The following is a 22,352-nucleotide window of genomic DNA, read 5'->3' as shown; positions in this document are numbered from 1 at the left end:
TTCAGTCGGTCAAGCGACAGTGACATATAGAGAACCTATGAAAATTCAACGCTATGAAACAGCCTATCGAGCGCAATGTATCGCTATCTTTGACAGCAACCTGCACGCATATTTTACGCCGGGTGAGCGCGGCGAGTTCATCGAATTTTTGGATTCGTTGAATGCATCCAGCGACTATTTTGTTTACAGCAACGGTGACAGGATACTGGCTTGTGGTGGCATCGAAAAACACCTCAACCTTGGTTCGCTCAGCTGGGGCATGGTGCACCGGGACTGTCATGGACAAGGACTGGGGACGCAACTCGCTGATTACAGGCTCAGCCGACTGAAAGCAGACCAGACCGTGACCACGATAACAATCGAAACCTCTCAGCATACGCAAGGGTTCTATGCCAAACGAGGTTTCGTGATCACAAACCACGTGAAAGACGGTTTTGGCCCGGGCATCGATTGCGTGGAGATGGAGTTAAACATCTCATTGTAAACTGTGATGAGTACCAGTCTTGCAGCCCGGGCGTGCGCATCGCCTCAACTACTCATCCAAAAACAGATCCCGTTGTAGCGGATGGCCCGGCTTACAGGCATAGTGATCAAAATCCGTGATGCCATGCTCTCGCAGGACGTCTTCATCGATAAAGAAATTGCCGCTGCAGGTTTTGGCATCGCGGGTGATGATGGCGTAACAAGCATCGGCCATGATCTCAGGGTTGCGGGAGCGATCTTCGAGCAGTTTACCGCCAACCATGTTTTCAATCGCCGAGGTGGCAATGGTGCTTTTCGGCCACAGGGCGTTCGAGGCAATATCATAAGCTGCCAGTTCTTCGGCAAAAGTCATCGCCATCATCGACATCGCATATTTAGACGTGGTGTATGCACCGTGGGCTGCGAACCATTGAGGTTTCAGGTTGATGGGGGGCGACAGAGTGACAATATGCGGGTTTGCTGAACGCTTGAGATACGGTAGGCACGCCTGGGTGAGCAGAAACGTTCCCCGGACGTTAATCGAGAACATCAGATCAAACCGCTTGCTGGACGTGTTTTCCATATCCGCCAGGTGGATCGCACTGGCATTGTTGATCACCACATCAATCCCGCCGGTTTTCTTCACCACTTGGGCGACCGCCTGCTCGATGGCATCTTCGTCACGGATATCCAGCACCACCGGAATGGCTTTACCCGCGCCCAATTGGTTGATTTCCTCCGCCGCCGAATAAATCGTGCCTGGCAGCTTCGGATGCGGCGCCGTGGTTTTCGCAGCAATGACCACCGTCGCCCCGGCTTGGGCACACCGCTTGGCAATTGAAAAACCGATCCCCCGGGAGCCACCGCTGATAAAAATCGTCTGATTGGCCAGGGGATTACCCGGCGCTTCACTCATGCCACCGCCCGGTGTTTTCGAATCAACCCGGGGTAAACTGAACGTTTCCACCAGCACTTCCAATTGATTGAGTAGTCGCCGCGCCTTCTGGAAAAAATTCCGTTTCATATTATGCTCCTTTGCAAACCTTAACGGCTTCCTGCGCTCATGGCCTTCATCCAGAAAGCCAGAACTATGGGGGATCCTGCTTCTCCCCCCGATGCTGCTGACTCGCACCCACCAGGCTGGCCACCACGATGGCCATATAAAAAATGCCGGCGATTGCCTCGAGATAGACCGCAACCCGCGCGATCTCGGAGAGCGGACTAATGTCACCATAACCCAAGGTAGTGAGGGTCACAAAGCTGAAATAAGTCACATTGGCAAAATTTTCTCCCCAGGGCAGTTGCGTCATACCGGTAAACGCCTGGGGTGAAAATTCCAGAATAATCAAATACACCATTGCCCACATCAAGCCCAGCAGCAGAAACAACGCCACCGAGCCGACGACTTTATTGACATCGATACTGCCGGTAAACAGGATTTTTCGGGCGATGATTTTGAAGGTACCGAGAAAGAAGCAGAGCATGAGCAACAGGATCAACGTGTCCATCTGGCGAAAGGGGAAAAACAACTTACACACCGAAACAATCGCCCACCCGGCGGCGATAACAATCAGTAACCGAAACCAGATTTTTTCCACCTGCAAACTGATCAGGCAAACGGCAAAGTTAAACAGGGTGACACCTTTGAGCACCCAGTCAAACCAGCTGCCACTCAGGGCCTGAGCCAGTGTGGCACTGATCAGTAGAATAATCAGCGAAGCGGTCAAATAGAAAAAGTTGTTTTTTGCACTGATGGTCCTGCCCATATTCGCACACCCCTCGGCCGAAAACTGTCAGCAGCCATTGCCATACCCTACAGCTTAGCTGCTCGTCTGGCCGTGCTGACAGAATTCGGTCGGGGCCGAACTAGACAGGATGCGTTTGCAACTCGCTGATGGCGTTTAGGAACAGTTTAACGGCCGGCAGCATCCGGCTCTCATCGATATCAAAATCACCGCTGTGGTGACCGGCAGCCAGATCTGAGCCAATTAGGCAGTAAATCGCCTTGCCGCCCTTGGCCTGAACCCGCTCAACCAGATAACCGGCATCTTCACTGGCGCCGAAATCTTTCTCCAGCACGATCTGACTAAACCCGCTGTTCAGGCCCAGCTGCGCCAGCAACTCGACCAGGGTCGGATCGTTTTCCAGTCCGATGGCCTCCCCCTGGGTTTTAATCTCGAGGGCGACACCATGCATCTGCGCCGCAGCGCGAGCAATCTGTTCGACCTGCTGGTACATGTAACTGTTCAACGTCCGGTTCTCGCCCCGGGTTTCCCCCATCAGGACCGCTTTGGCCGGGATCACATTGCGGCCGTTACCGGCATGAAACTGGCCGACATTGACTCGGGTCATCCCGTCACGGTGACGCGGGATCGCCAGCATTTGCGTCACTGCAGTACAAGCTGCCGCCAAGGCATTACAGCCGGCATTGGGTTCGATCCCGGCATGGGCAGCCTTGCCGGAAAAGTGGAGATCAAATTTGGAGCTACAGAGAAAATGCTGCGGATCGCACACCAAAGTACCGCTTGGGACATTCATCCCGATATGCGCAGCAAAGAGATAATCGACATCATCGAGCCAGCCACTTTGCGCTACCGCTTTCCCCGCCCGGCAACCTTCTTCAGCCGGCTGGAACAACAGCTTAATTTTGCCGCACAATGCATCGCGATTGGCCGCCAGGGTTTCAGCAACACCTAGCCCAATGGCTGTGTGCGCATCATGACCGCAAGCGTGAGTCACGCCCGGCTGAAGGGAAGCAAAACCTAAAAACCGCGGCCGGTGGGCATCTTCCTGGCTCTCCCGCACTTCTACGGCATCGATATCAAAGCGCAGGGCGACGACCGGGCCTGGTCGGCCGGTATCCAGCACTGCCCCGACCCCGGTGATCCCGTCCATCTCGGCCATGAAATTGGCATCGGCACCCCAGCCCATTGCCCGCTCCCGGGCCACAGCAACTTCGGCTTCATCCCGTCCCATAATGGTGTCACGATGGATAATGGCATCTGAAAAATGCAGTTCATAACCCAGTGACTGCAAAAGTCCGGCAATGCGGCTGGTGGTGAAGAACTCACACCAGGCCGACTCCGGGTAGCGATGAAACTCGCGCCGGTGATTGATTAATCGTTGACCCAGCGCGTTTTCATCTATCGTTATCGTCTCTGTCACAATTTCATCCTAGTTCTTTTTATGGCTAGCCGACTCCCAGGCGCGACAGCAAGCTTGCTGTGCAACTTAATAGCCGGTCAGTTCCATAAATCCTTGTCCGGTATGACTGCCGCTGACCCAGACCGGGCCTTCCCAATAGGAGAAAATAAACGGCAACCATTGTTCCTTGCGGACCACATCCACTTTCAGTTGAATATTCTGGCTCGGGACAGCAACCTGCCACTGAACCGGGTAGAGTTTGCCCTCGTGCCGGGCATTGGCAATCGGCGTCATCCGAATGTCATCCGGCGAGAGCATCACGGCCCGGCCATCCGGCCAGCTCCGCGAGCCAAAATAATACGGTACTGAATCTTTCTCCCGGATCTGATACAGCATCAGGGCGCTACCGTCATCCAGGTGCAACGAAAACCAGTCCCAGCCCAACTGACTCTTGGCCAGGCCCTCACTACTCCATTCCCGGTCCAGCCAGCCCGGTCCGGAGACCTGGTATGGCTGGCCATCCAGCACCAAAGTGCCACTCAGCTGCAGAAACGGCGCACTGTAGTAGTATGAGGCGATATCCTCCGTCGGGTGCTTTCGGCTATACCCATTCTCACCCTGGAAAATCAACTCGCCCTGATTTTCAACCTTCAGCGTCGCAACCATGTTTTCATCGGCAAACGTCAACATGCCGGGAAACGGGTGACTGCTCTCTGAACGCCACGACCAGTTATCCAACCAGGCACGGAAGGGATCACCAGCGACGCCGGCCTGACCGATCCCGCCCCGGGCAAAGCGTTCGGCATGCCAGAGCTGCTTCTCACCAGTCACGACCGCATGCGCCATGTACATCTGCGGGCTATGCCAGCCCACCTCAGACGTCCGCCGGCTGGCAAAACGAAATAAAGTCCATTGAACGCCAAAGGTTTTTCCCTCCGGCGAAGTCAGGTTCGCAGTCAGATACCACCATTCGGTTTTAAACGCCGGATGACTGAGATGATCCTGCGGAAATTGCCAGGTTTTGCCGGGCACGACAGCTGCAAAACCTTGGTTTTCTATTTGCGCTCCCTGACTCAGGATCTCGACCGTGTTGGCCCGCTCCTGCGCAGTCGGCTCACACCCCAACAACATGGCGACTAACCATAAGCCGATGAATCGCAATCCGACATCTCTGCAATACATCAGAATGCCTCCCGCAGCGACAAGATCGCCGAACGTTTCACCAATCGCCACACCGGCCAGGCGCCTGCAGCCAACAACACGACCAGAGCCGAGCCCAGTGAAGTCAGATACTCAAACGGGAAGTACTGAACCGGCATAGTCCAGCCGAATGAGTATTTCAACACCACATCAATCAGTAACTGTGCCAGGATCAACCCCAGCGGCAGTGCAATGACAGACGTCAGCAGCCCGATCAACAGCAACTGTCCCCCGCCAAGCAGTGCCAGCTCGCGGCCGGTCATTCCCATACAGCGCAGCAGGGCAAATTGGCGCTGGCGCGATATTTCCCCCGCGACGGTCGCAAAGAACAGACCACAAACGGCAACAAACAAGGTCAGCTTGCCCAGGGTCGCGGTGATCACAAAGGTGCGATCAAACACCCGCATTGCCTGCGCCATCAACTCGACATTATTGCGCACCCGCTCCGGCGGCAGGCGGTATCGCTCACCGATCGCCTTCATCACATCCAGACTGTCAGTGCCCGGCATCAGGTGAACCGCCAGACCAACCTGGCCTTTTTGCGGCCATAGGGCCTGCCAGCGTTTATGCGACATCAGGATCTGACCATGCGGGTTACCGTAATCGTAATAGACACCGGCGACTTGCCAGCGCTGATTCATCGGTGCCGGCAAGTCGATTTCATCACCCGGCTCCCAGCCCCGCTTCAGCGCCAGCGATTCACTCACCAATACCGAACGCTGATGATGCAGTTGCTGCCAGTACTCAGGAATTGCCACCTTTATCGACAATGCCTGCTGCTCTTGCTGTGTGCCGCCAATACTGACCACCTGCAACGTCCCTTCATCCGTCGGCAGCGATTTGCGCCACTGCCACCATACCTGACGCACATCATCCCGCTCTTCCAGCCACTGGGCAATACGCGGCGCGACATTCATTGACGGACGAACATAAATATCCGCCGCCAGCCGCTGATCCAGCCAAACCTGAGTGGTGTTGCGAAAACTACCCACCATGGTTTCCATGCCGATGTTCGAGGCCAGAGCCAGCATAAAGGCCATTGAGGCCACCCCGCGGTAACTCAGGCTGGCGGCCGCATCGGAGAAGAACCAGCGCAGTCGGGCAGAACGCACAATCAGCCCCAGGCTTTTGAACAACTGCCACAGTAAAAACGGCATCACCAGCGCTGAGGCAATCAGAATAAAGGCGATCAGCGCAAACCCGGCCAGCTGACCATGGGGTAGCTGATACACCCCCCAGGCCGCCGCAATAAAGAGACAGGAGAACAAGGCCTGCCAGCCGAACTCCCGCCCACTGACGCGCACCAGCGCCATGTGCGTCGACAACCGGGCCGGCTGGGTTTTGATTAAGCGGATCAACGGCCAGCCGCAGGCCATCAAACAGCCAAACGATGCAATCGCCAGCGACGCCAGTCCCCACTGCCAGTGCCATTCAACCGCCAGGCTGACATTCGCGCCATACAGGCTATTTAAGGTTTCTGCGACCGACGGCAGTAGTTGCTGCGCCAGAACCAACCCCAGCAAGTTGCCACCTATCAGGCCCAGGACAATCCATCCCAACAGCTCCAGCAGCAGGGCCTGGGTCAGTTGGCTCCCGGACACCCCGGCCTGTCGTAACAGGCCGACCAATGGCTGGCGCTGGGTTAACGACAACGACATCGCCTGGTAAAAAATAAACAAACCGACCACAAACGCCAGCATCCCCATTGCAAACAGGTTGAGGTGAAAAGCATCGGTCAACGGCTCAAGCGTTTCGCTTTGGTTATGCTCCAGTTGCAAAGCCGGCGGCAGCTCAGCAGCCAGCTGGTTCAATCGCTCCGTGGGCATTTCGGAGCAGAGCACGGCAGACAGCCCGGCCCCTGGATAAAGATCGCGTACCACCGCCATATCCGCAATCATGCGCGGGCCACGGATCCGCTCATCATCCACCACGCGCAGCGGGCCAATCGACTTGCCGTTATCAAGCTTGAGCGACTGGCCGTCTTCAACCCCCATGTAATACGCCAGCTGCTCACCGACCATGATCGGATGCGGCGGCTGCATCAGCGCCAGCATCTGTGCCTGGCGTTCCGCCGTCGCCTGCACCTTGAAGCTCGACATCATCGCCACCGGATCAACCCCGACAATTTCATAATCCCGGTTGTCTTCGGTCACGATGCGATGCTGATCCATCGGCACACATTGGTGGAAGCCGGCCCGGCGTAAATCGATATAAAACGCTTGGGGGACTTTGAGCGCGGGTTGCTGGTGGCGAATGCGGTAAGGAAACGGATTGGAGAAAAGCTGCTCACCCTGACGGTAACTTTCTCTGGCCTGCTGATTGACGCCCATCACCCCGACCAGCAAGGCAATCCCCAGGGTCAGACCGAGCCAGACCAGGACAATTTGAAACGGGTGGCGTTTATAGTGCCCCCAAAGCGCTTTAGCTACGGGGCTTAACATGCAGTTGACCTCCCTGCAGACGAATACAACCACTCATATGTTCGGCAACTTGTTTACTGTGAGTGACCAGTAAAAGCGTACAGTCGAGCTGTCGGGTCAGATTGACCAATAAGCGAATGACCGCCCCGGCGTTGCGCTCATCCAGGCTACCGGTCGGCTCATCCGCCAACAAAATTTGCGGCTCCATATACAGCGCCCGGGCAATCGCCGCGCGCTGCTGCTGGCCGCCGGACATCTCTTCCGGGTAACGCCCCAGCAGCGGCATCAAGTCCAGTGCCGAGATGATCTGACGCCACAACTCCGGCTTTTCTTCCAGGCCTTTGAGTTGACGACAAAAACGAATATTATCCGCGGTCGTCAGGGTTGGCAGCAAGTTAAACTGCTGAAACACAAGCCCAATGTTGTTACGACGAAATGCTGTGCGCTCCCGCTCCGAAATGGTATGAATCGGCGTTTCTCCCAGCCAGACTTCACCGGAGTCCACGGTATCCAGCCCGGCAATCAGATTAAGCAGCGTACTCTTGCCCGAGCCGCTCTCGCCCATCAGGGCCAGCTGTTCACCTTGATCCAGCGCCAGCTCTGCACCTTGCAAGACAGAATGGTACTCTGCGCCATCCTGATAGCCTTTGCACAGCCCCACGAGTCGTAACATCGAATTCCCCAAATGTTTATAGGTGATTGACGGCATCGAAATGTACAGCAAAGCCGGGACGCGAGAAAGTACTTTACCCGGCTTATCCGGCATTTTGATGCCCTGCGTAGCAAACCACCTACAAATTAAACAGTCCGTCTATTCCTCAAGCACAAAGTTCTTATAAATCAATGTACTTTATGCATGAATATCAACAGCCTAATCGACCTCGGGCAGAGACTCAACCATCCGCCACCAGGTTATTCATCCATACACGGGACTTCAGCCGGATACAGGATCCGACGGACTTCACCAACTCTTCCAGCATGAGCATGGCATAAATCCACTCTAAGGGTAATTGTAAGATAAACGCGCAGAAAGCCGTCAGCGGGATCCCGATCAGCCATTGCGCGACCATATCCTGATACAAGCAATAGCGGATATCACCTCCGGCGCGCAGTACACCGACGATCATCGTCATCGGAATACTTTTCACCACCACCGCCACGGCGAAGATCAGAAAGAAGTGATCCGCCAGCTTGCGGCTCTCGCCGGATAAGGCAGTGAACAAATCCAGCACCGTGTCTTTGAGCAGCACCATCACCAGCGCCACGACAACGGCGCAGCAGAAGTTGAACCAGGACACTGCCCAGGCTTGATAATAAGCCGCCTCATGGTTGTTCGCGCCCAGCTGATTGCCGATCAACACCGCCGATGCGTTTGAGACGCCAATCAACAGCGCCAGTGCAAACGACTCTATCGGGGTCATCACCGACAGCGCCGCCAGCCCCTGGACCCCAGACTGGCCGATAATGGCGTGATAGGCAAAAATACCGAACGACCAGGCCAGATGGTTAAAGGTGGTCGGCATCGACAGCGACAGAAAACGCCGGACTTTCCCCCATTCGATCGCATCGATTAGCAAGCGCGGGTTTATCGCCAATAAATGCTGACGATGACGAAGGTATCCATACAACAATACAGCTTCAATCACCCCGCTCAGCAGCGTAGCCCAGGCCGCCCCGGCAATCCCCATGGCCGGAAAACCAAGATGGCCGAAAATCAGCACCCAGTTGAAGCAAACATTCAACCCGATCCCGATAGCACTGAAGAAGGTCGTGATACCCGGCTGGTGCATCGCCCGAAGCCCGACCGCAATACTGCTCCCCCAAGCCAGCGCAAACAGGCTAAAGGCAGTGATCCTCAGATATTCCGCACCAAGCGCAATCACCGCATCCGAGTTTGTCGCCATGCCAATGACCGCTTCCGGGACCAGCAGAAAGACCGCCCCGGCCCCGAGTGCAGCCAGCAGCGTCATCAGGACCGTCAGTGCCGTACTTTGCCGGACCCCCTCACGGTTTCCGGCCCCCCAGTACTGCGCCGTCAGCAACGCCCCGCCGGTGGTAACCCCGAAAATCATAATGGTGACGACAAATACTGCCCGGCCGGCAATGCCGATTGCGGCCACATCCTGCTCGCCCAACTGGCCCAGCATCATGATATCGACCAGGCTGCGACTGGAAAACAACATGGTCTGCAATGCAATCGGGAAAGCGATCAACAACAGGCGGCGCAGAAAATCACCGCGAAAATGGAGCAAGATATTTTTCATTTCAGATTACCAGCGGGCGAGGCCGACTACGGGACAATGACGGACGAATCTTGAAGCCAGTTCTTGAAAGCCTGATCTTGAAAATAAGAGGCTGAAAGCAATCACAATCAATGGCAAAGACAGTTCGAATTTTATCCGCTACAGTTTTATAAACAACCAATTTTATCAATTTATCATCGGCTTCCCTCTTACAAGTGGCGCCGTGATCAGTTTGGCCGGGCACGGCAGTACCTGTCATCAGGCGTTGAGTTGCAGGGAGCATGATCATTCATGAGTAAAACGATTCTGGTTGTCGGGGCCTCCGGCTATGTGGGCAGCCATCTGGTCCCGGCGTTGGCCAGCAGTGGCTATCAGGTCAGGGCAACCGGGCGTAACCTGGACCTGCTCCGCAAACGGGGTTGGCGCGAACTCCCCAATGTCTCGCTGGCCGAGCTGGATTTGAATCACGAGACCGATTTAACGCCGCTGCTCGCCGATGTCGATGCTGTTTTTTTTCTGGTCCATGGCATGAATCATGGCCACGACTTTATTGAAATTGAGCTGAATGCGGCGCGTCATTTCAGTGCGGCCCTGAAACGCAGTCAGGTACAACGGGTGATTTATCTCGGTGCACTCCAACCCAGCGAGGGCCATTCCAGGCATCTGGCCGCCCGCAAAGCCACCGGGGAGATCCTGCGTGAGGGCGGGATCCCCGTCACTGAACTCCGCGCCGGGATCATTGTCGGTCCGGGCTCCGCTGCGTTTGAAGTGATGCGTGATTTTGTCTATCACCTGCCGGTGATAATAGCGCCCAAGTGGGTCAAGTCGCACAATGCCCCTATCGCATTGCGTAACTTACTGCACTATCTTCAGGAGCTGCTGCACTTTACCCCCTGCCGCCACCAGATCTTTGATATCGCCGGCCCGGACTCCCTGACCTATGCCGATCAAATGCGCATCCTGGGCAAACATGTCGGTAAGCAGGTCCGGATTGTGCCGCTGGCGTTGCTGACGCCGGCCATCGCCGCCTACTGGCTCAAGTTTATCACCTCTGTCCCAACCAATATCGCCCGGGCGCTGATCGGCGGGCTGCAACTCGATCTGGCCGCAAACAACACCGCAATCCAGTCCCTGATCCCGCAAGCGCTGCTCAGCTACGACGAAGCCGTGCAAGAGTGCCTTGGCCATGAAAGTGAAGTGGTTCGCAGCGAAATCTGGGGCTTTGATCCCGATGCCCTCGCCCGCTGGCAACCCGGCTATGGCTATTATCCCAAACAAGCCGGATATACCCTGAAAACCAATGCGAGTGCCGAGCAGCTCTGGCAGCAGATCCAGCAACTCGGCGGCGAGCAGGGATATTTCTATGCCAATCCCTTGTGGCGGCTGCGCGAGTGGATCGACTATGCTGCCGGCGGTGATGCGCTGAACCGCTTCCGGCGCGATCCCGACACCCTGGCACTGGGCGATCAGCTGGACTCCTGGAAAGTGATCAACATCGAGCCGAACCGCTTCCTCTCGCTCTTGTTCGGGATGAAAGCCCCCGGCCTGGGGCGGCTGGAGTTCACCATTCGCGATCAGGGGGAGTATCGGGAACTCGACATCCGGGCCTGGTGGCACCCGGCCGGGTTTACCGGACTACTGTACTGGTTTTCGATGATGCCGGCCCACCTGTTTATTTTCAAAGGCATGACCCGTGCCATCGTCAAGCGCTGCCAAGCCGACGCCCGGGAAGGTAAATCCGTTACCGAATAGCGGCAGCAACACTGACAACCACAGAATCACGCTGTAAAAAAACGGGGAGACATTACCGTCTCCCCGTTCTCTGATTGATTCAATCCGGTTTCATTGGTCTGCTTGCGCCGGTAACTCCGGCAAATGCGCCCCCTGGTTACCCGGATAAATAACATACTCACCGTGATATTTGACCTTCGACTTATAGTCCGTGACCTTAAACAGCAGCAAGCCATGTTGATATGCTGTATCGACCACCGCTTTAGCATCACCACGCAGATACAGCGACAGCGGCTTAGCCACCTCGCCGGACTCGGCAATCGCTTCCCGGTACTGTTTGGCGCACACGACCAGCGACGCCTGACCGTCGGTATGATGGGTTACTTTACGGTTCACTTCATACTCGGTCGTCACCAGCCAGTCTGCCGCGGCCAACGCTTGATACAGCGCCTGAATTTGCTCTGCCATCACAGCCATCTTGAACGTTCCGTCCGGGTTCAACCCCGTCAGGGTCTGGCGAATCTGTTCAAATTGCTGCTTCAGTTGGGCATTTTTGCCCATACTACGGGCCTGCTGTTGCCAGGCCAGCAAAGTTTTCGCCACCCTATGGTCGTATCGCTGCTGCTTGATGGACTTGGTGACCCAAGCACTGAGAAAGTGCGTTTCACTCACCGGGTTGCCCGGCGTTTTTCCGCTTTCAATCGACTCAGCCAGATCATTCAACCCGTCAGAGACCAATTTTCCGATCTCTTCAATAAAAACTGCCATGTGGCTCCTCATGCATCTCGCGACATTAACCCATAAAATCCCGCAGATAATACTGCACAGGACGCCATGGTCAATGCCATTGGCCAGGCGGTAGCATCCGGCATCATGGCAACCGACCCACCAACTAGGGTACCGGTACCGAAGCGCATGGTGCCCGCCAGTGAGGAAGCCGTCCCGGCCATATGCGGATATTTGGCCAGCAGACACGCCATGGTATTACTGCCGATGATCGAAATGGTACCGACAAACAACATCACCGGGATCACCACGCCCCACAAGCCCAGCTCAAAGACCTGACCACACACCAGGCCAACCCCGGCAAGCAACTGGATCCCTAACCCCAGGCGCAGCATCCAGTGCGAGCCCATTTTGCGCACCAGCCGGCCGTTGAGGCTGGTCATCAGGATCAGCACCACAATATTGAGGCCAAAGAACAGGCCGAAGTTTTCGGTGCTGACATGATACAGATCGATATAAACAAACGAGCCGACGGTCAGGAAGGTAAACATTCCGGCAAAAGAAAAGCCGCTGCTGAAAATCAGGCCAACAGCCACGGGCGTGGTCATCATCCGGGCATAATTACGCAGCGTGGCGCCGAGATGAAACGGCAACCGTTTCTCAACCGGCAGGGTTTCCGGGATCTTATTCAGCACCGCCAGGATCACCATGACGGAAACAGCCGCCAGAACCCAGAAGATCGAGCGCCAGCCAAACCAAACCGACAGATAGCCACCAATCATCGGTGCCGCCAGCGGCGCAATCGTCATCACCAGGGTGATAAAAGACATAGTGCGGGCGAACTCTTCCCGCTCGAACATATCCCGCACCAGCGCTTGAATAATCACCGCAGCCGACGCGCCGGCAAACCCTTGTGCTGCCCGAACCCAGGTCAACTCCGTGATCCCCTGGCTCATCGCACTGACACACGCAGCCAGGGCAAACAGGAGCACCCCGATGATCAGCACCGGCCGGCGACCATAGCTGTCCGCAAGCGGCCCATGTAACAACTGACCCACCGCAAAACCAGCGGTATAAGCCGTCAGGGTGATTTGCACCGCACCCGGAACAACGCCGAGATCTTTGGCGATACTTGGCATGGCAGGCAGATACATATCAATGGCTAAAGGCGTGAGGGCAGCAATGGCCCCGAGGATCAGGATCAGTTGAAAGCTCAGCTTCGGGCTGTCGGATGTGGTCATAAAATCTCTTTGCTGAAGAAAACCGGAAGGGCGTTATTGTACGATGAAATCACACAAAAGACTCTTTCCCAATTGGAAATGATCTATTTCTGTTAACCGGAGCCCGATCACAGTTTGTACTTAAAACCCCGAAGTCAGGCTGCCACCTTCACATTCTTGCACCGCTTCAATCGGATACCAGCAGACATAGAAAAGGCGGTGAGACCGCCTTTAATATTTATTTCATAAATGCAGCGATTTCTTCGTCCGTCAGCGGGCGGTACTCGCCGGGCTCCAGGGTGTCATCCAGCTCAATACTGCCGACCTGCTCACGATGCAGGCCCACCACTTTGTTGCCAACCGCGGCAAACATCCGCTTCACCTGATGGTACTTCCCTTCCGTAATCGTGATCAGCGCTTCGCGTTCATCCAGAATTTCCAGCTTGGCCGGACGGGTCAGCTCTTTTTCACCTCGCAGTTGCACCCCTTCAGCGAAGGTTTGCACCGTTTCCGGCGGTAGTGGATCGGCCAGCTCAACATAGTAGACCTTCTCACATTCATGACGCGGCGAGGTGATCCGATGCGACCACTGGCCATCGTCCGTCAGCAGCACCAACCCGGTGGTATCTCCATCCAGCCGACCAGCGACATGCAGTTTTTCCGGGCTGACTTCATCCAGCAACACAAATACGGTCGGGTTGAAGTCATCTACATGAGAGCACACGAAACCCTGCGGTTTATTCAACATGAAGTACCGGGGACCGGTCAGATGCAGCGTTCGGCCGTTGAATTCGACGTCACAATCATCCGTCACCTTCTGGGCACCATTTTTCACCACCTCACCGTTCACTTCTACTTCTTTGCTTTTTAATAGTTTACCGGCTTCTTTTCGAGTAATGCCTAAGGTGGTGCATAAGAATTTATCAAGCCTCATGACTGGCTCCGCTTGGTACAAAAACGCGTATCATAACAATTTTACGGATGAGTACATAGCAACTACACTGTGCGCATGCACCAATATGTACAGCACGAATCAATTCGCGTTCTCAGTCCGGGAACCGGTTGAACATCACACATTGAACAAGCAACAAAGAATAGAACATTTATGTGATTTCGAGGTCTTTATACATATGGGCAGATGGCGTATAAACGCACTGCTTTTCCTGAAAGGACTCATGCAAAACCTAACCAATAAAGGTCGTACTATGAACATCTCACTTGTTGCGCCAAGCTTGTCTTCAACCGACGTACTGTTAAAACTGGTTGAAGAACTCTTTGAGTACGAAGTGCTGCCGCAGAAGTTCGAACAGACAAGTCAGGCGATTCACCAACTGCTGAACAACCCGGAACTGGGTCAGGCATGGTTTATTGAAGTGGAACAAGAAGGCGAAAAGATTGTTGCCGGTCATATTGTGATCAGCTACAGCTTCAGTGTGGAACATGGCGGACGGATCGGCCTGATCGATCAGTTCTACCTCAAGCCAGAATGGCGCCAGCAAGGGATTGGGACCGACCTCATCCCACAAGTTGAACAACATATGCGTGAAGCCGGCGTGCATGCCCTCTCGCTGGAAGTCAACATCGGTAATTCAGGAGCCCGGAATTTCTATGAAAAGCATGGATTTATTCCTCGTCGCCAATTCTGCCTGATGACCAAAGTCATCAAGCAGGAAAAAATGACACTCAATATCGCTTCTTAGCACAAATCTCCGGTGCCAGACCGGCGCCCGAACACGGCTCACATTTCCGTGGGCCGTTCTGACACACGCCCCTCGCTATTCTCCCCGCAATTCAGGTACACTTTGCGCCTGTTTCTCCAACGGTTTTTTCTCAACAGTAGTTACCCTGATATGTACACCCTTCGCCCCTATCAGCAAGACAGTGTCAAAGCGACGATCCATTACTTTCGCAAACACAGTACCCCGGCGGTACTGGCCCTGCCGACCGGTGCCGGTAAGAGCCTGGTGGTTGCCGAGTTGGCCCGCATCGCTCGCGGACGGGTGTTGGTGCTGACCCATGTCAAAGAGCTGGTCGAGCAGAACCACAGCAAGTATGAGAGCTACGGCCTCAAGGCCTCGATTTTCTCGGCCGGTCTGGGACGTAAGGAGACCGACCGCCAGGTCGTCTTTGCCTCGGTGCAGTCCATGGTCAACAGCCTGGATCAGTTTGCCAACGAATTTTCCTTGCTGGTAATCGATGAATGCCACCGGGTGCCGGATGATGAAAACAGTGCTTACCGCCGGGTGATCAGTCACCTGCAAACCGTGAATCCGGGGATCAAAATCCTCGGCTTAACCGCAACGCCTTACCGTTTAGGGATGGGCTGGATTTACAAGTATCACACCCGCGGTCAGGTCCGAACCGAGCAGGACCGATTCTTTCGTGACTGTATTTTCGAGCTGCCGATCCGCTACCTGCTGGATGAAGGATTCCTGACCGAGCCCAAGATCATGGACATGGCCGTGATCGGTTATGACTTTTCCAGCCTGACCCCGGCATCCAACGGCAAATACCGCGAAGCCGACCTCGACAGTGTGATTGAGCAGTCCGGCCGGGCAACGCCCATGATCATCGAGCAGGTCCGCGACTATGCCAAAGACCGCCGCGGGGTGATGATATTTGCTTCCACGGTCAATCACGCCCAAGAGATCATGGGGTATCTGAGCGGTGAGAATGCGGCACTGGTGATTGGCGACACCCCGCTCGATGATCGCGACCGGATCATCGAAGCCTTCAAGCACCAGGAGATCAAATACCTGGTCAATGTCTCGGTACTGACCACCGGGTTTGACGCCCCGCATGTCGATCTGATCGCCATTCTGCGCCCGACTGAATCCATCAGCTTGTACCAGCAAATTGTTGGCCGTGGGTTGCGCTTGTTTGAAGGCAAAAAAGACTGTCTGGTGCTGGAGTATGCCGGCAACTGTTACGACCTGTATCAGCCGGAAGTCGGCGATCCCAAACCCGACAGTGACAGCGAAGTGATCATGGTACCCTGCCCGGCATGCGGCTTTAACAACAGCTTCTGGGGTAAGCTGGATCCGGCCGGGTTTCTGATTGAGCACTACGGCCGCCGTTGCCAGGGCTATTTTGAAGATGACGATACCGGCGAGCGCGAAGAGTGTGGCTACCGTTTCCGGGCCAAATATTGCGAAGAGTGCGGCGCAGACAACGACATCGCCGCCCGCCGCTGCCATGTCTGCGACGCAGTGATGGTCGATCCGGATAAAAAGTTGCGTGATGCGCTGAAGCTGAAAGACGCAATGATCATGAAATGTACCGATCTGCGTCTGGAGCCGGGCAAAAACAAATTTAACAAACCGCAGCTCAAAGTGATCTATACCAGCGATGAAGGGTCTGAAATCAGCGAAGTCTGGACGCTGTCGACCAAAGGGCAAAAAGACGAATTTCTTCGCAAGTTTATCAATCCCCACCTGGTCGATCGCCACCGGCCATTCACCGATACCGCCCCGACCAAAGTCGCCAACAATGAACACCGCCTGCGCCCGCCGGAGATCATCATCGCCCGCAAGAATGGTCGCTTCTGGGCCATCCGGGACAAGCTGTTTGATCTGGACCAGTACCAGAAAACATAAACGAACTTAAAACAGAAAAAGCCGCACTTTAACGTGCGGCTGATGCGGTTCAGGTCATCTTTCGCTTCTTAGAAAGTATATTGCGCGGACAAACGGAACGAGCGTCCGGGCTGATAGACTTTATCCCAGGCAACCCGATAGTTTTCCTCGAAGGCGTTAGCTACGGTAAAGTCGACTTTCAGGCCATCCAGGCTGGATAGTGGTTCCCAGGTCGCATAAAAATCTACGGTGTTGTAACGCTCAAAGGTTTCACCTTCCGGAACACGATCCTGGTTGCTGGCAAAGAGGGCACGCGTACCGACATGGGTATCAATCTGCCAGAAACCATACTCCAGCATCGCAACCCACTTGTCTGCAGGTACATTGGCCAGCCATGAGCCATCAGACTTATCTTTCCCGCGTGTCTGGCCGTAAGAGACGCCCGCGGTCAGATGGGCAAGCTGGTACGCAGCTGATAACTCGTAGCCTTTCAGCTCAGCCCGATCGACATTCACAGAACGGCTTGTTCCGGCACAGCCAATGCCCGAACCACTGCCCATAATGCAGCCCATCATCGCATTGGGATCCGTAGGAACATGAACTTCGAGATTGATGAAGTCTTCAACTTCATTCTGGAAAACAGCCGCAGTCAGGCTCAGTTTGTCTTCTGCAATCAGATTTTCAAAATCAAACTGACCTTTCAATTCAATATTCTGAGCTTTCTCGGGCTTCAGTTCCGGGTTTGGCATAAAGGCATTCGTCACCGGACCAATTCCAGGCATACTGAACATGGTGAAGTGTGTTCCATCCATGTAGAGTTCAGTTGTAGTCGGCGCACGGAAAGCCTCATCATATCGCAAAGACCACTGCATCCAGGAAGCGGCCTGCCAACTGATGCCCGCTGATGGCGAAACTGCCGATTCATCGTTATCTTCCTGCCCCTTTGCTTCTGCTTTGAAGGTGTCGTAACGCAAACCGGCATCCAGGCCAATACTGTCCGTCAGGCCGTAATTCACATAGGCAAAAGCACCCAGTGTTGTCGTCTTTGCACCATCCGGCGGGGTCGGACGGCCTTGCTCACCATCACCTCGTTTGGCATTCAGTTTGTCCTGATATCCGTCCAGACCTGTGTATACCTGAAGCGCCCCCAGATCCGACTGATTCGTCGCACTAAACCCTGTCGTTTTGATTTTACTCAGGTCTTTGCCAGTGCCAGTGGCGGCCGTTTCTGAAATATCAGTCTGATTGTAGTAAACACGGGTATCCAGATTCACCAGCGCATTGGCCGGGTTAAATTGATAACTCACTGTCACATTTTGATCTTCAGTCCCGCGGTCAATCAATGTACTGGCTGGCGCAGGATCGGTAGAACCGACGACCGGCGGATGGCCGTCACGATCAGAGTAACGCAGGCTTAAACCCAGGCGATTCGCATCATTGGCCTGCCAGTTGATTTTCGCAAGCCCTGTCGTATCAGTCGACTCGGTGCCATATAAGTGGTAACCATTGCCCTGCTCCATCACGCCCGTATCCCGGGCGCTGCCCGCCAGCAACCAGTCAATGCTGCCTGATTGATGAGCGATTGCAGCCGTATTGGTCCAGACATCGCCGTTATCCTGATAGCCGGTTTTGATACGCCCCCCCAGCCCATCACCATCAACCAGGTCTTCGGCATTGATTGTGTTCTGTACAACCACACCACCGATCGCGCCCGAACCGTATAAAGAGCTGATCGGTCCCTTAATCACTTGAACTTCACTGAGCAGGGAAGGGTCAAGGAAATAAGATGGACGATGGTCATAATCAAAGTTCTGGCGGTTACCATCGACGATTTGAAGGATTTTGTTGCCTTCCAGCCCACGAATATTCACAGATTGATTGCCTGGCACATTGCCACCGGCAATCGAAATATTCGGCTCAAACTTCAGTGCCTCCGCAACCGAGTTCGGCTGTGTTTGATCCAGTTGCTTCAGATCAACGACATCAATTGAGCGTGTTTTTTCCTGCTGCGTCGCTTCAAGCCTTGAAGCCGTCACAATAATTGTGTCATCGACTTTGTGAGTTGTTTCCTGAGCCTGAAGTACTGGAGAAACGGCCAGAACAACGGCGCTGGCAACGAGACTGAGCTTATATGTCATAACCCCTACTTAATAATATTAATATCAATAGAAACTTTAGAGGCATTATCACAAATAACAATGAGAATTACTATCATTATCATAATGATCCAGATCAATTTTTTATAAAGCTCATCATAAGAAAGCGAATTTACGCTTGCGTTATTTAGGTTTTTGATGATTGCTGCGAGATAACATCAGCCAGGCTGATAATGAAGAGTCGCTAAATCACTGTACGCCACTGCTTTTTGACTTGAATCGAACTGTTTTCACTTGCCCTGCCAGCAAAGCAATGTTAGTATCCGCGCTCGATTTAAGACATCGAGTAAGGTCGCATTACTCGCCTGTCCTATTTAGTTAACTTAAAGAGTATTTAAGATGAAATTTGAAGTAGTAGTTCGTTCTGATCTAGGTAAAGGTGCGAGCCGCCGCCTACGTCACGCAGGTCAATTCCCAGCAATCGTTTACGGTGGTGAAGCTGCACCTGTTGCTATCGCTCTGAAGCACGATGACGTGATCAACAGCATGGACAACCCAGCATTCTACGAAGAGATTACTCTGGTAATCGACGGCGCAGAAGTGAAGGTTAAGCCGCAAGACATCCAGCGTCACGCGTTCAAGCCAAAAGTTGAGCACATGGACTTCGTTCGCATCTAATTGCGCGTTCATCTCATCTAAAAAAGCGCCCTTGTGGCGCTTTTTTTATGCTTCAAACCGTTCACCCATCAAGCGAGTTGACGCATATCACTCGTCAAATAAGGAAGTCTGCGGGTTCTCCGGCTCCACTTCCACCTCACGCTGCGCCTGCTCAGCCATACCCTGTCGACGTAGACGAAGATAACGCTGACGACAAAGGCGAATGGTATTGCGCTGCTCCGCAGCCGTCATTTTTTGCCAGTTAAAACGTTCGTCGCGACTCCGCATACACCCCTTGCAATAGCCGCGCTCATTCACCTGACAAACTCCCACGCACGGGCTCGGAATCGAAAAAAATTCCAGTTGCTCCATTCGTCCCCCGTACAAAAAATCATCGATTGATAATAATACTAAACGATCTGAAACCACCAGGGAAAGCCAGGAAAGAGGAATTGACGCCAGGCGCGGTTAAAACAGTCCCAGCTGTGGTGCGGTGATATCATCAAAGTGCTTGCCGATAAAGGGCAAAATACCATCCGCAACCGGTTTAAGCTGCTTTTCAATATAGTGCTGATAATCCACCGCACTCTGGAGCGCTTCTTTCGGCTCCGGACCATTGAGCGTGATCAGGTACTCAATCCAGCCACCGTTCTGGTACTGCAACGAGCGGCCCTGTTGTCGGTTCAGCTCATCGGCCATACGGGCTGCTCGGACATGGGGCGGCACATTTTTCTGATACTCAGATAAGTTACGTCGTAACCGCTTGCGATACACCAATTTATCATCAAACTCGCCACGATTGGTCTGCTCGACGTACTGCCGCACATAGTCTTCCACATCCAGGTTATGGAACACCCGGTGATAGAGCTGTTGCTGAAACTCCTGCGCCAGCACAGTCCAATCTGTCCGCACCGTCTCCAGCCCTTTGTAGACAATCGTTTCCTCTTTGCCCCGCTTGACCAGACCGGCATAGCGCTTTTTGCTGCCGGTTTCCTGGCCGCGAATGGTCGGCATCAGAAACTTGTGATAATGAGTTTCGTATTCCAGCTCCAGGGCCGAGTCCAGGTTGTAGGTCTGACGCAGGTGATCGCACCACCACTGATTGATATAGGCCACCAGCGCCTGCCCGATTGCATCTGCCTCCTCGCCGGCATGGGCCCGCTTGAGGGAAACAAACGTCGAGTCGGTATCCCCGTAGATCACTTCATAGCCCTTCGCTTCAATCAGCTCGCGGGTGGTTTTCATGATCTCATGGCCCCGCATGGTAATGGATGACGCCAGCCGGTGATCAAAGAAACGGCAACCCGATGAGCCCAGCACGCCGTAAAATGAGTTCATGATGATTTTAATTGCCTGTGAGAACGCTTGTTCGCCGTCCCGCTTGGCCTGATCCCGCGCTGACCACAAGGCTTCAATCATTTTCGGTAAGAAATGTTTTTCCCGGTGGAAGCGCCCGCCCCTGAATCCGGCAATGGCCTGATCTTCTGCCTTCCCTTCCTCAAGCAACAGCCCTTCGACCAATCCCAGTGGATCGATCCGAAACGAGCGGATAATCGAGGGATACAGGGATTTGAAATCCAGTACCAGCACCGAATCATACAGTCCCGGTTTGGAGTCCATCACATAACCGCCTGGACTGGCGATCCAGTTGTCACTGTCCAGGCTCGGCGCAACATATCCGGCACGATGCAATTGCGGTAAATACAGGTTGGTAAAGGCGGCGACCGAGCCGCCGACCCGATCCAGCTCAACCCCGGTCAGACGGCTGCGCTCAACGGCAAAATCCAGCAAATGAGTCTTGGCAAAAATCCGCGACACCAGCTGGCAGTCCTGAAGGTTATAGCGCGCTAAAGACAGCTTATCGTGGCGGAACATATAATTGATCTCCGCCATCCGATCGTGAACATTATGGATTTGCTTGCCTTCACCCAGCAGTTCCTGCGAGACGGACTCCAGCGACCAGGAGCGGAAGTTGTAAGTGGCCGTTTTCAGGGTATCGATGCCATCGAGCACGACCCGCCCCGGCACGGTGATAAAACCAGAATTGGGATTCTGGCTCGACTGGCGCCAGTGCGGGGTCTGGCTGCCCCGCCCGATCCGAAGCGGCAACAGGTTCCACTCGGCGCGTTTCAACAGCAGGCGGAAATCAAAATCAATCACATTCCAGCCAATCACAATATCCGGATCAAACTGCGTAAACCACTCCTCCAATGCCTGAAGCAGAGCTTTTTCAGAGTCCACCCACTGGATCCAATCCACCGCTTCATCATCAGAATTCGGCGTCCCGACCATGATCACCCGGCTGTCCATCTCACTATGCAGACCTATCGAATACAGAACGCCTTTTTCCGAACACTCGATGTCCAGGGAAACAACCGACAACTGCGGAATATAATCAGCCGATTTGGCTTTCACCTGCTGAAAGTCGGTATAACCGGCTCTGGCTTGAGGGAGGCCGGTAAACGTGAGCCCGCCGCGGATAAACCGCTCCATCAAAAAGCGATCGGCCAGACGGATATCCGCTTCAAAAGGCTCAATCTGCTCACTGCGAAGCAGGCTCACCAATTGCAGACTGTCCCGTACCGTATGGCAATAGCAGCCATACATACGCTGATGCTGAAAATTCTTCAATGTCAGCGAACGCCAGTCCACAGTGATCCCGGCTTCGCGCAGCAAGCGCTCAGCGTGAGCATAATCATCTTCGGTGATAAAACAGACGGGCTTATCCCCCCGAATCACCAGGCGGCACGGGCCTTCGTCTGTTTTGACCCAGAGCACGATCTCAGTCTGACCGCGCGAATCTCTGCTCTGCCTTGTCAGCACAAAGCCTGTTCGTTGCGTTTGCAAAAATACCTCAGAGGGACTTCCAGTGACATCA

At 54.2% G+C, this 22,352-nt stretch carries 18 protein-coding genes; 5 read left to right on the top strand and 13 right to left on the bottom strand.

What is annotated here, in order from left to right:
- The first annotated feature begins 37 nt into the window (after positions 1-37).
- Positions 38-484, top strand: a complete 447-nt coding sequence (locus NNL38_RS06810; RefSeq protein WP_255390257.1) for a GNAT family N-acetyltransferase — start codon at positions 38-40, stop codon at positions 482-484.
- 48 nt (positions 485-532) lie between these two features.
- Here NNL38_RS06810 and NNL38_RS06805 read toward each other — a convergent pair whose 3' ends face one another.
- From NNL38_RS06805 to NNL38_RS06775, 7 genes are all read right to left on the bottom strand, one after another.
- The gene (locus NNL38_RS06805; protein WP_255390256.1) at positions 533-1,486 is read right to left on the bottom strand and encodes an SDR family oxidoreductase; all 954 of its coding nucleotides are present in this window, start codon (positions 1,484-1,486) and stop codon (positions 533-535) included.
- A 64-nt stretch (positions 1,487-1,550) separates the two neighbouring features.
- Positions 1,551-2,228: a potassium channel family protein gene (locus tag NNL38_RS06800; RefSeq protein WP_255390255.1), complete on the bottom strand. Its 678-nt coding sequence runs from the start codon at positions 2,226-2,228 to the stop codon at positions 1,551-1,553.
- Positions 2,229-2,328: 100 nt separating this feature from the next.
- The gene (locus NNL38_RS06795; RefSeq protein WP_255390254.1) at positions 2,329-3,627 is read right to left on the bottom strand and encodes an amidohydrolase; all 1,299 of its coding nucleotides are present in this window, start codon (positions 3,625-3,627) and stop codon (positions 2,329-2,331) included.
- A 66-nt stretch (positions 3,628-3,693) separates the two neighbouring features.
- Positions 3,694-4,788, bottom strand: a complete 1,095-nt coding sequence (locus NNL38_RS06790) for a lipocalin-like domain-containing protein (protein WP_255390253.1) — start codon at positions 4,786-4,788, stop codon at positions 3,694-3,696.
- Positions 4,788-7,247, bottom strand: a complete 2,460-nt coding sequence (locus tag NNL38_RS06785) for an ABC transporter permease (RefSeq protein ID WP_255390252.1) — start codon at positions 7,245-7,247, stop codon at positions 4,788-4,790. Before NNL38_RS06785 ends, NNL38_RS06790 begins: the two co-directional genes overlap by 1 nt.
- Positions 7,228-7,899, bottom strand: coding sequence for an ABC transporter ATP-binding protein (locus NNL38_RS06780; protein ID WP_255390251.1), 672 nt, complete (start codon positions 7,897-7,899; stop codon positions 7,228-7,230). Before NNL38_RS06780 ends, NNL38_RS06785 begins: the two co-directional genes overlap by 20 nt.
- A 220-nt stretch (positions 7,900-8,119) precedes the next feature.
- Positions 8,120-9,490: an MATE family efflux transporter gene (locus tag NNL38_RS06775; RefSeq protein WP_255390250.1), complete on the bottom strand. Its 1,371-nt coding sequence runs from the start codon at positions 9,488-9,490 to the stop codon at positions 8,120-8,122.
- Positions 9,491-9,760: 270 nt separating this feature from the next.
- On the opposite strand from NNL38_RS06775, the gene NNL38_RS06770 reads away from it, so the two are divergent.
- Positions 9,761-11,221, top strand: coding sequence for a DUF2867 domain-containing protein (locus tag NNL38_RS06770; RefSeq protein ID WP_255390249.1), 1,461 nt, complete (start codon positions 9,761-9,763; stop codon positions 11,219-11,221).
- 90 nt (positions 11,222-11,311) lie between these two features.
- Here the strand turns inward: NNL38_RS06770 and NNL38_RS06765 are convergent, their stop codons facing one another.
- The 3 genes from NNL38_RS06765 to rsuA form a co-directional block, all read right to left on the bottom strand.
- Complete coding sequence (locus NNL38_RS06765; protein ID WP_255390248.1) at positions 11,312-11,968, bottom strand: DUF2913 family protein; 657 nt, start codon at positions 11,966-11,968, stop codon at positions 11,312-11,314.
- An 8-nt stretch (positions 11,969-11,976) separates the two neighbouring features.
- Positions 11,977-13,167, bottom strand: coding sequence for a Bcr/CflA family multidrug efflux MFS transporter (locus NNL38_RS06760; RefSeq protein WP_255390247.1), 1,191 nt, complete (start codon positions 13,165-13,167; stop codon positions 11,977-11,979).
- A 217-nt stretch (positions 13,168-13,384) separates the two neighbouring features.
- Positions 13,385-14,080 carry a 16S rRNA pseudouridine(516) synthase RsuA gene (rsuA, locus tag NNL38_RS06755; protein WP_255390246.1) on the bottom strand — a complete coding sequence of 232 codons (696 nt, stop codon included), beginning with the start codon at positions 14,078-14,080 and terminating at the stop codon, positions 13,385-13,387.
- A gap of 271 nt (positions 14,081-14,351) precedes the next feature.
- Between rsuA and NNL38_RS06750 the strand changes: the two genes are divergently transcribed.
- Positions 14,352-14,846, top strand: coding sequence for a GNAT family N-acetyltransferase (locus NNL38_RS06750; RefSeq protein ID WP_255390245.1), 495 nt, complete (start codon positions 14,352-14,354; stop codon positions 14,844-14,846).
- Positions 14,847-14,996: 150 nt separating this feature from the next.
- Positions 14,997-16,742, top strand: a complete 1,746-nt coding sequence (gene radD / locus NNL38_RS06745; protein ID WP_255390244.1) for a DNA repair helicase RadD — start codon at positions 14,997-14,999, stop codon at positions 16,740-16,742.
- A 68-nt stretch (positions 16,743-16,810) separates the two neighbouring features.
- Here the strand turns inward: radD and NNL38_RS06740 are convergent, their stop codons facing one another.
- Positions 16,811-18,859, bottom strand: coding sequence for a TonB-dependent hemoglobin/transferrin/lactoferrin family receptor (locus NNL38_RS06740; protein WP_255390243.1), 2,049 nt, complete (start codon positions 18,857-18,859; stop codon positions 16,811-16,813).
- A 357-nt stretch (positions 18,860-19,216) separates the two neighbouring features.
- Here NNL38_RS06740 and rplY point away from each other — a divergent pair, with 357 nt between their 5' ends.
- Positions 19,217-19,495, top strand: a complete 279-nt coding sequence (gene rplY / locus NNL38_RS06735) for a 50S ribosomal protein L25 (RefSeq protein ID WP_255390242.1) — start codon at positions 19,217-19,219, stop codon at positions 19,493-19,495.
- Between the two features lie 87 nt (positions 19,496-19,582).
- Here rplY and NNL38_RS06730 read toward each other — a convergent pair whose 3' ends face one another.
- Together NNL38_RS06730 and NNL38_RS06725 are read right to left on the bottom strand one after the other, a co-directional pair.
- A complete protein-coding gene (locus NNL38_RS06730; RefSeq protein WP_255390241.1) occupies positions 19,583-19,846 on the bottom strand; it encodes a DUF1289 domain-containing protein in 264 nt (87 codons plus the stop codon).
- A 96-nt stretch (positions 19,847-19,942) separates the two neighbouring features.
- The gene (locus NNL38_RS06725) at positions 19,943-22,321 is read right to left on the bottom strand and encodes a DNA polymerase II (protein WP_255390240.1); all 2,379 of its coding nucleotides are present in this window, start codon (positions 22,319-22,321) and stop codon (positions 19,943-19,945) included.
- Positions 22,322-22,352 lie beyond the last annotated feature (31 nt).

It is taken from the genome of Photobacterium atrarenae (assembly GCF_024380015.1).
Taxonomy (GTDB): Bacteria; Pseudomonadota; Gammaproteobacteria; order Enterobacterales; family Vibrionaceae; genus Photobacterium; species Photobacterium atrarenae.
This window is presented reverse-complemented; position numbering and strand designations above follow the sequence as displayed.

Coding starts and splice junctions, on each gene's coding strand:
- NNL38_RS06810 (WP_255390257.1), top strand. CDS start 38: ATGAAAATTCAACGCTATGAAACAGCCTATCGAGCGCAATGTATCGCT.
- NNL38_RS06805 (WP_255390256.1), bottom strand. CDS start 1,486: ATGAAACGGAATTTTTTCCAGAAGGCGCGGCGACTACTCAATCAATTG.
- NNL38_RS06800 (WP_255390255.1), bottom strand. CDS start 2,228: ATGGGCAGGACCATCAGTGCAAAAAACAACTTTTTCTATTTGACCGCT.
- NNL38_RS06790 (WP_255390253.1), bottom strand. CDS start 4,788: ATGTATTGCAGAGATGTCGGATTGCGATTCATCGGCTTATGGTTAGTC.
- NNL38_RS06785 (WP_255390252.1), bottom strand. CDS start 7,247: ATGTTAAGCCCCGTAGCTAAAGCGCTTTGGGGGCACTATAAACGCCAC.
- NNL38_RS06780 (WP_255390251.1), bottom strand. CDS start 7,899: ATGTTACGACTCGTGGGGCTGTGCAAAGGCTATCAGGATGGCGCAGAG.
- NNL38_RS06775 (WP_255390250.1), bottom strand. CDS start 9,490: ATGAAAAATATCTTGCTCCATTTTCGCGGTGATTTTCTGCGCCGCCTG.
- NNL38_RS06770 (WP_255390249.1), top strand. CDS start 9,761: ATGAGTAAAACGATTCTGGTTGTCGGGGCCTCCGGCTATGTGGGCAGC.
- NNL38_RS06765 (WP_255390248.1), bottom strand. CDS start 11,968: ATGGCAGTTTTTATTGAAGAGATCGGAAAATTGGTCTCTGACGGGTTG.
- NNL38_RS06760 (WP_255390247.1), bottom strand. CDS start 13,167: ATGACCACATCCGACAGCCCGAAGCTGAGCTTTCAACTGATCCTGATC.
- rsuA (WP_255390246.1), bottom strand. CDS start 14,080: ATGAGGCTTGATAAATTCTTATGCACCACCTTAGGCATTACTCGAAAA.
- NNL38_RS06750 (WP_255390245.1), top strand. CDS start 14,352: ATGAACATCTCACTTGTTGCGCCAAGCTTGTCTTCAACCGACGTACTG.
- radD (WP_255390244.1), top strand. CDS start 14,997: ATGTACACCCTTCGCCCCTATCAGCAAGACAGTGTCAAAGCGACGATC.
- NNL38_RS06740 (WP_255390243.1), bottom strand. CDS start 18,859: ATGACATATAAGCTCAGTCTCGTTGCCAGCGCCGTTGTTCTGGCCGTT.
- rplY (WP_255390242.1), top strand. CDS start 19,217: ATGAAATTTGAAGTAGTAGTTCGTTCTGATCTAGGTAAAGGTGCGAGC.
- NNL38_RS06730 (WP_255390241.1), bottom strand. CDS start 19,846: ATGGAGCAACTGGAATTTTTTTCGATTCCGAGCCCGTGCGTGGGAGTT.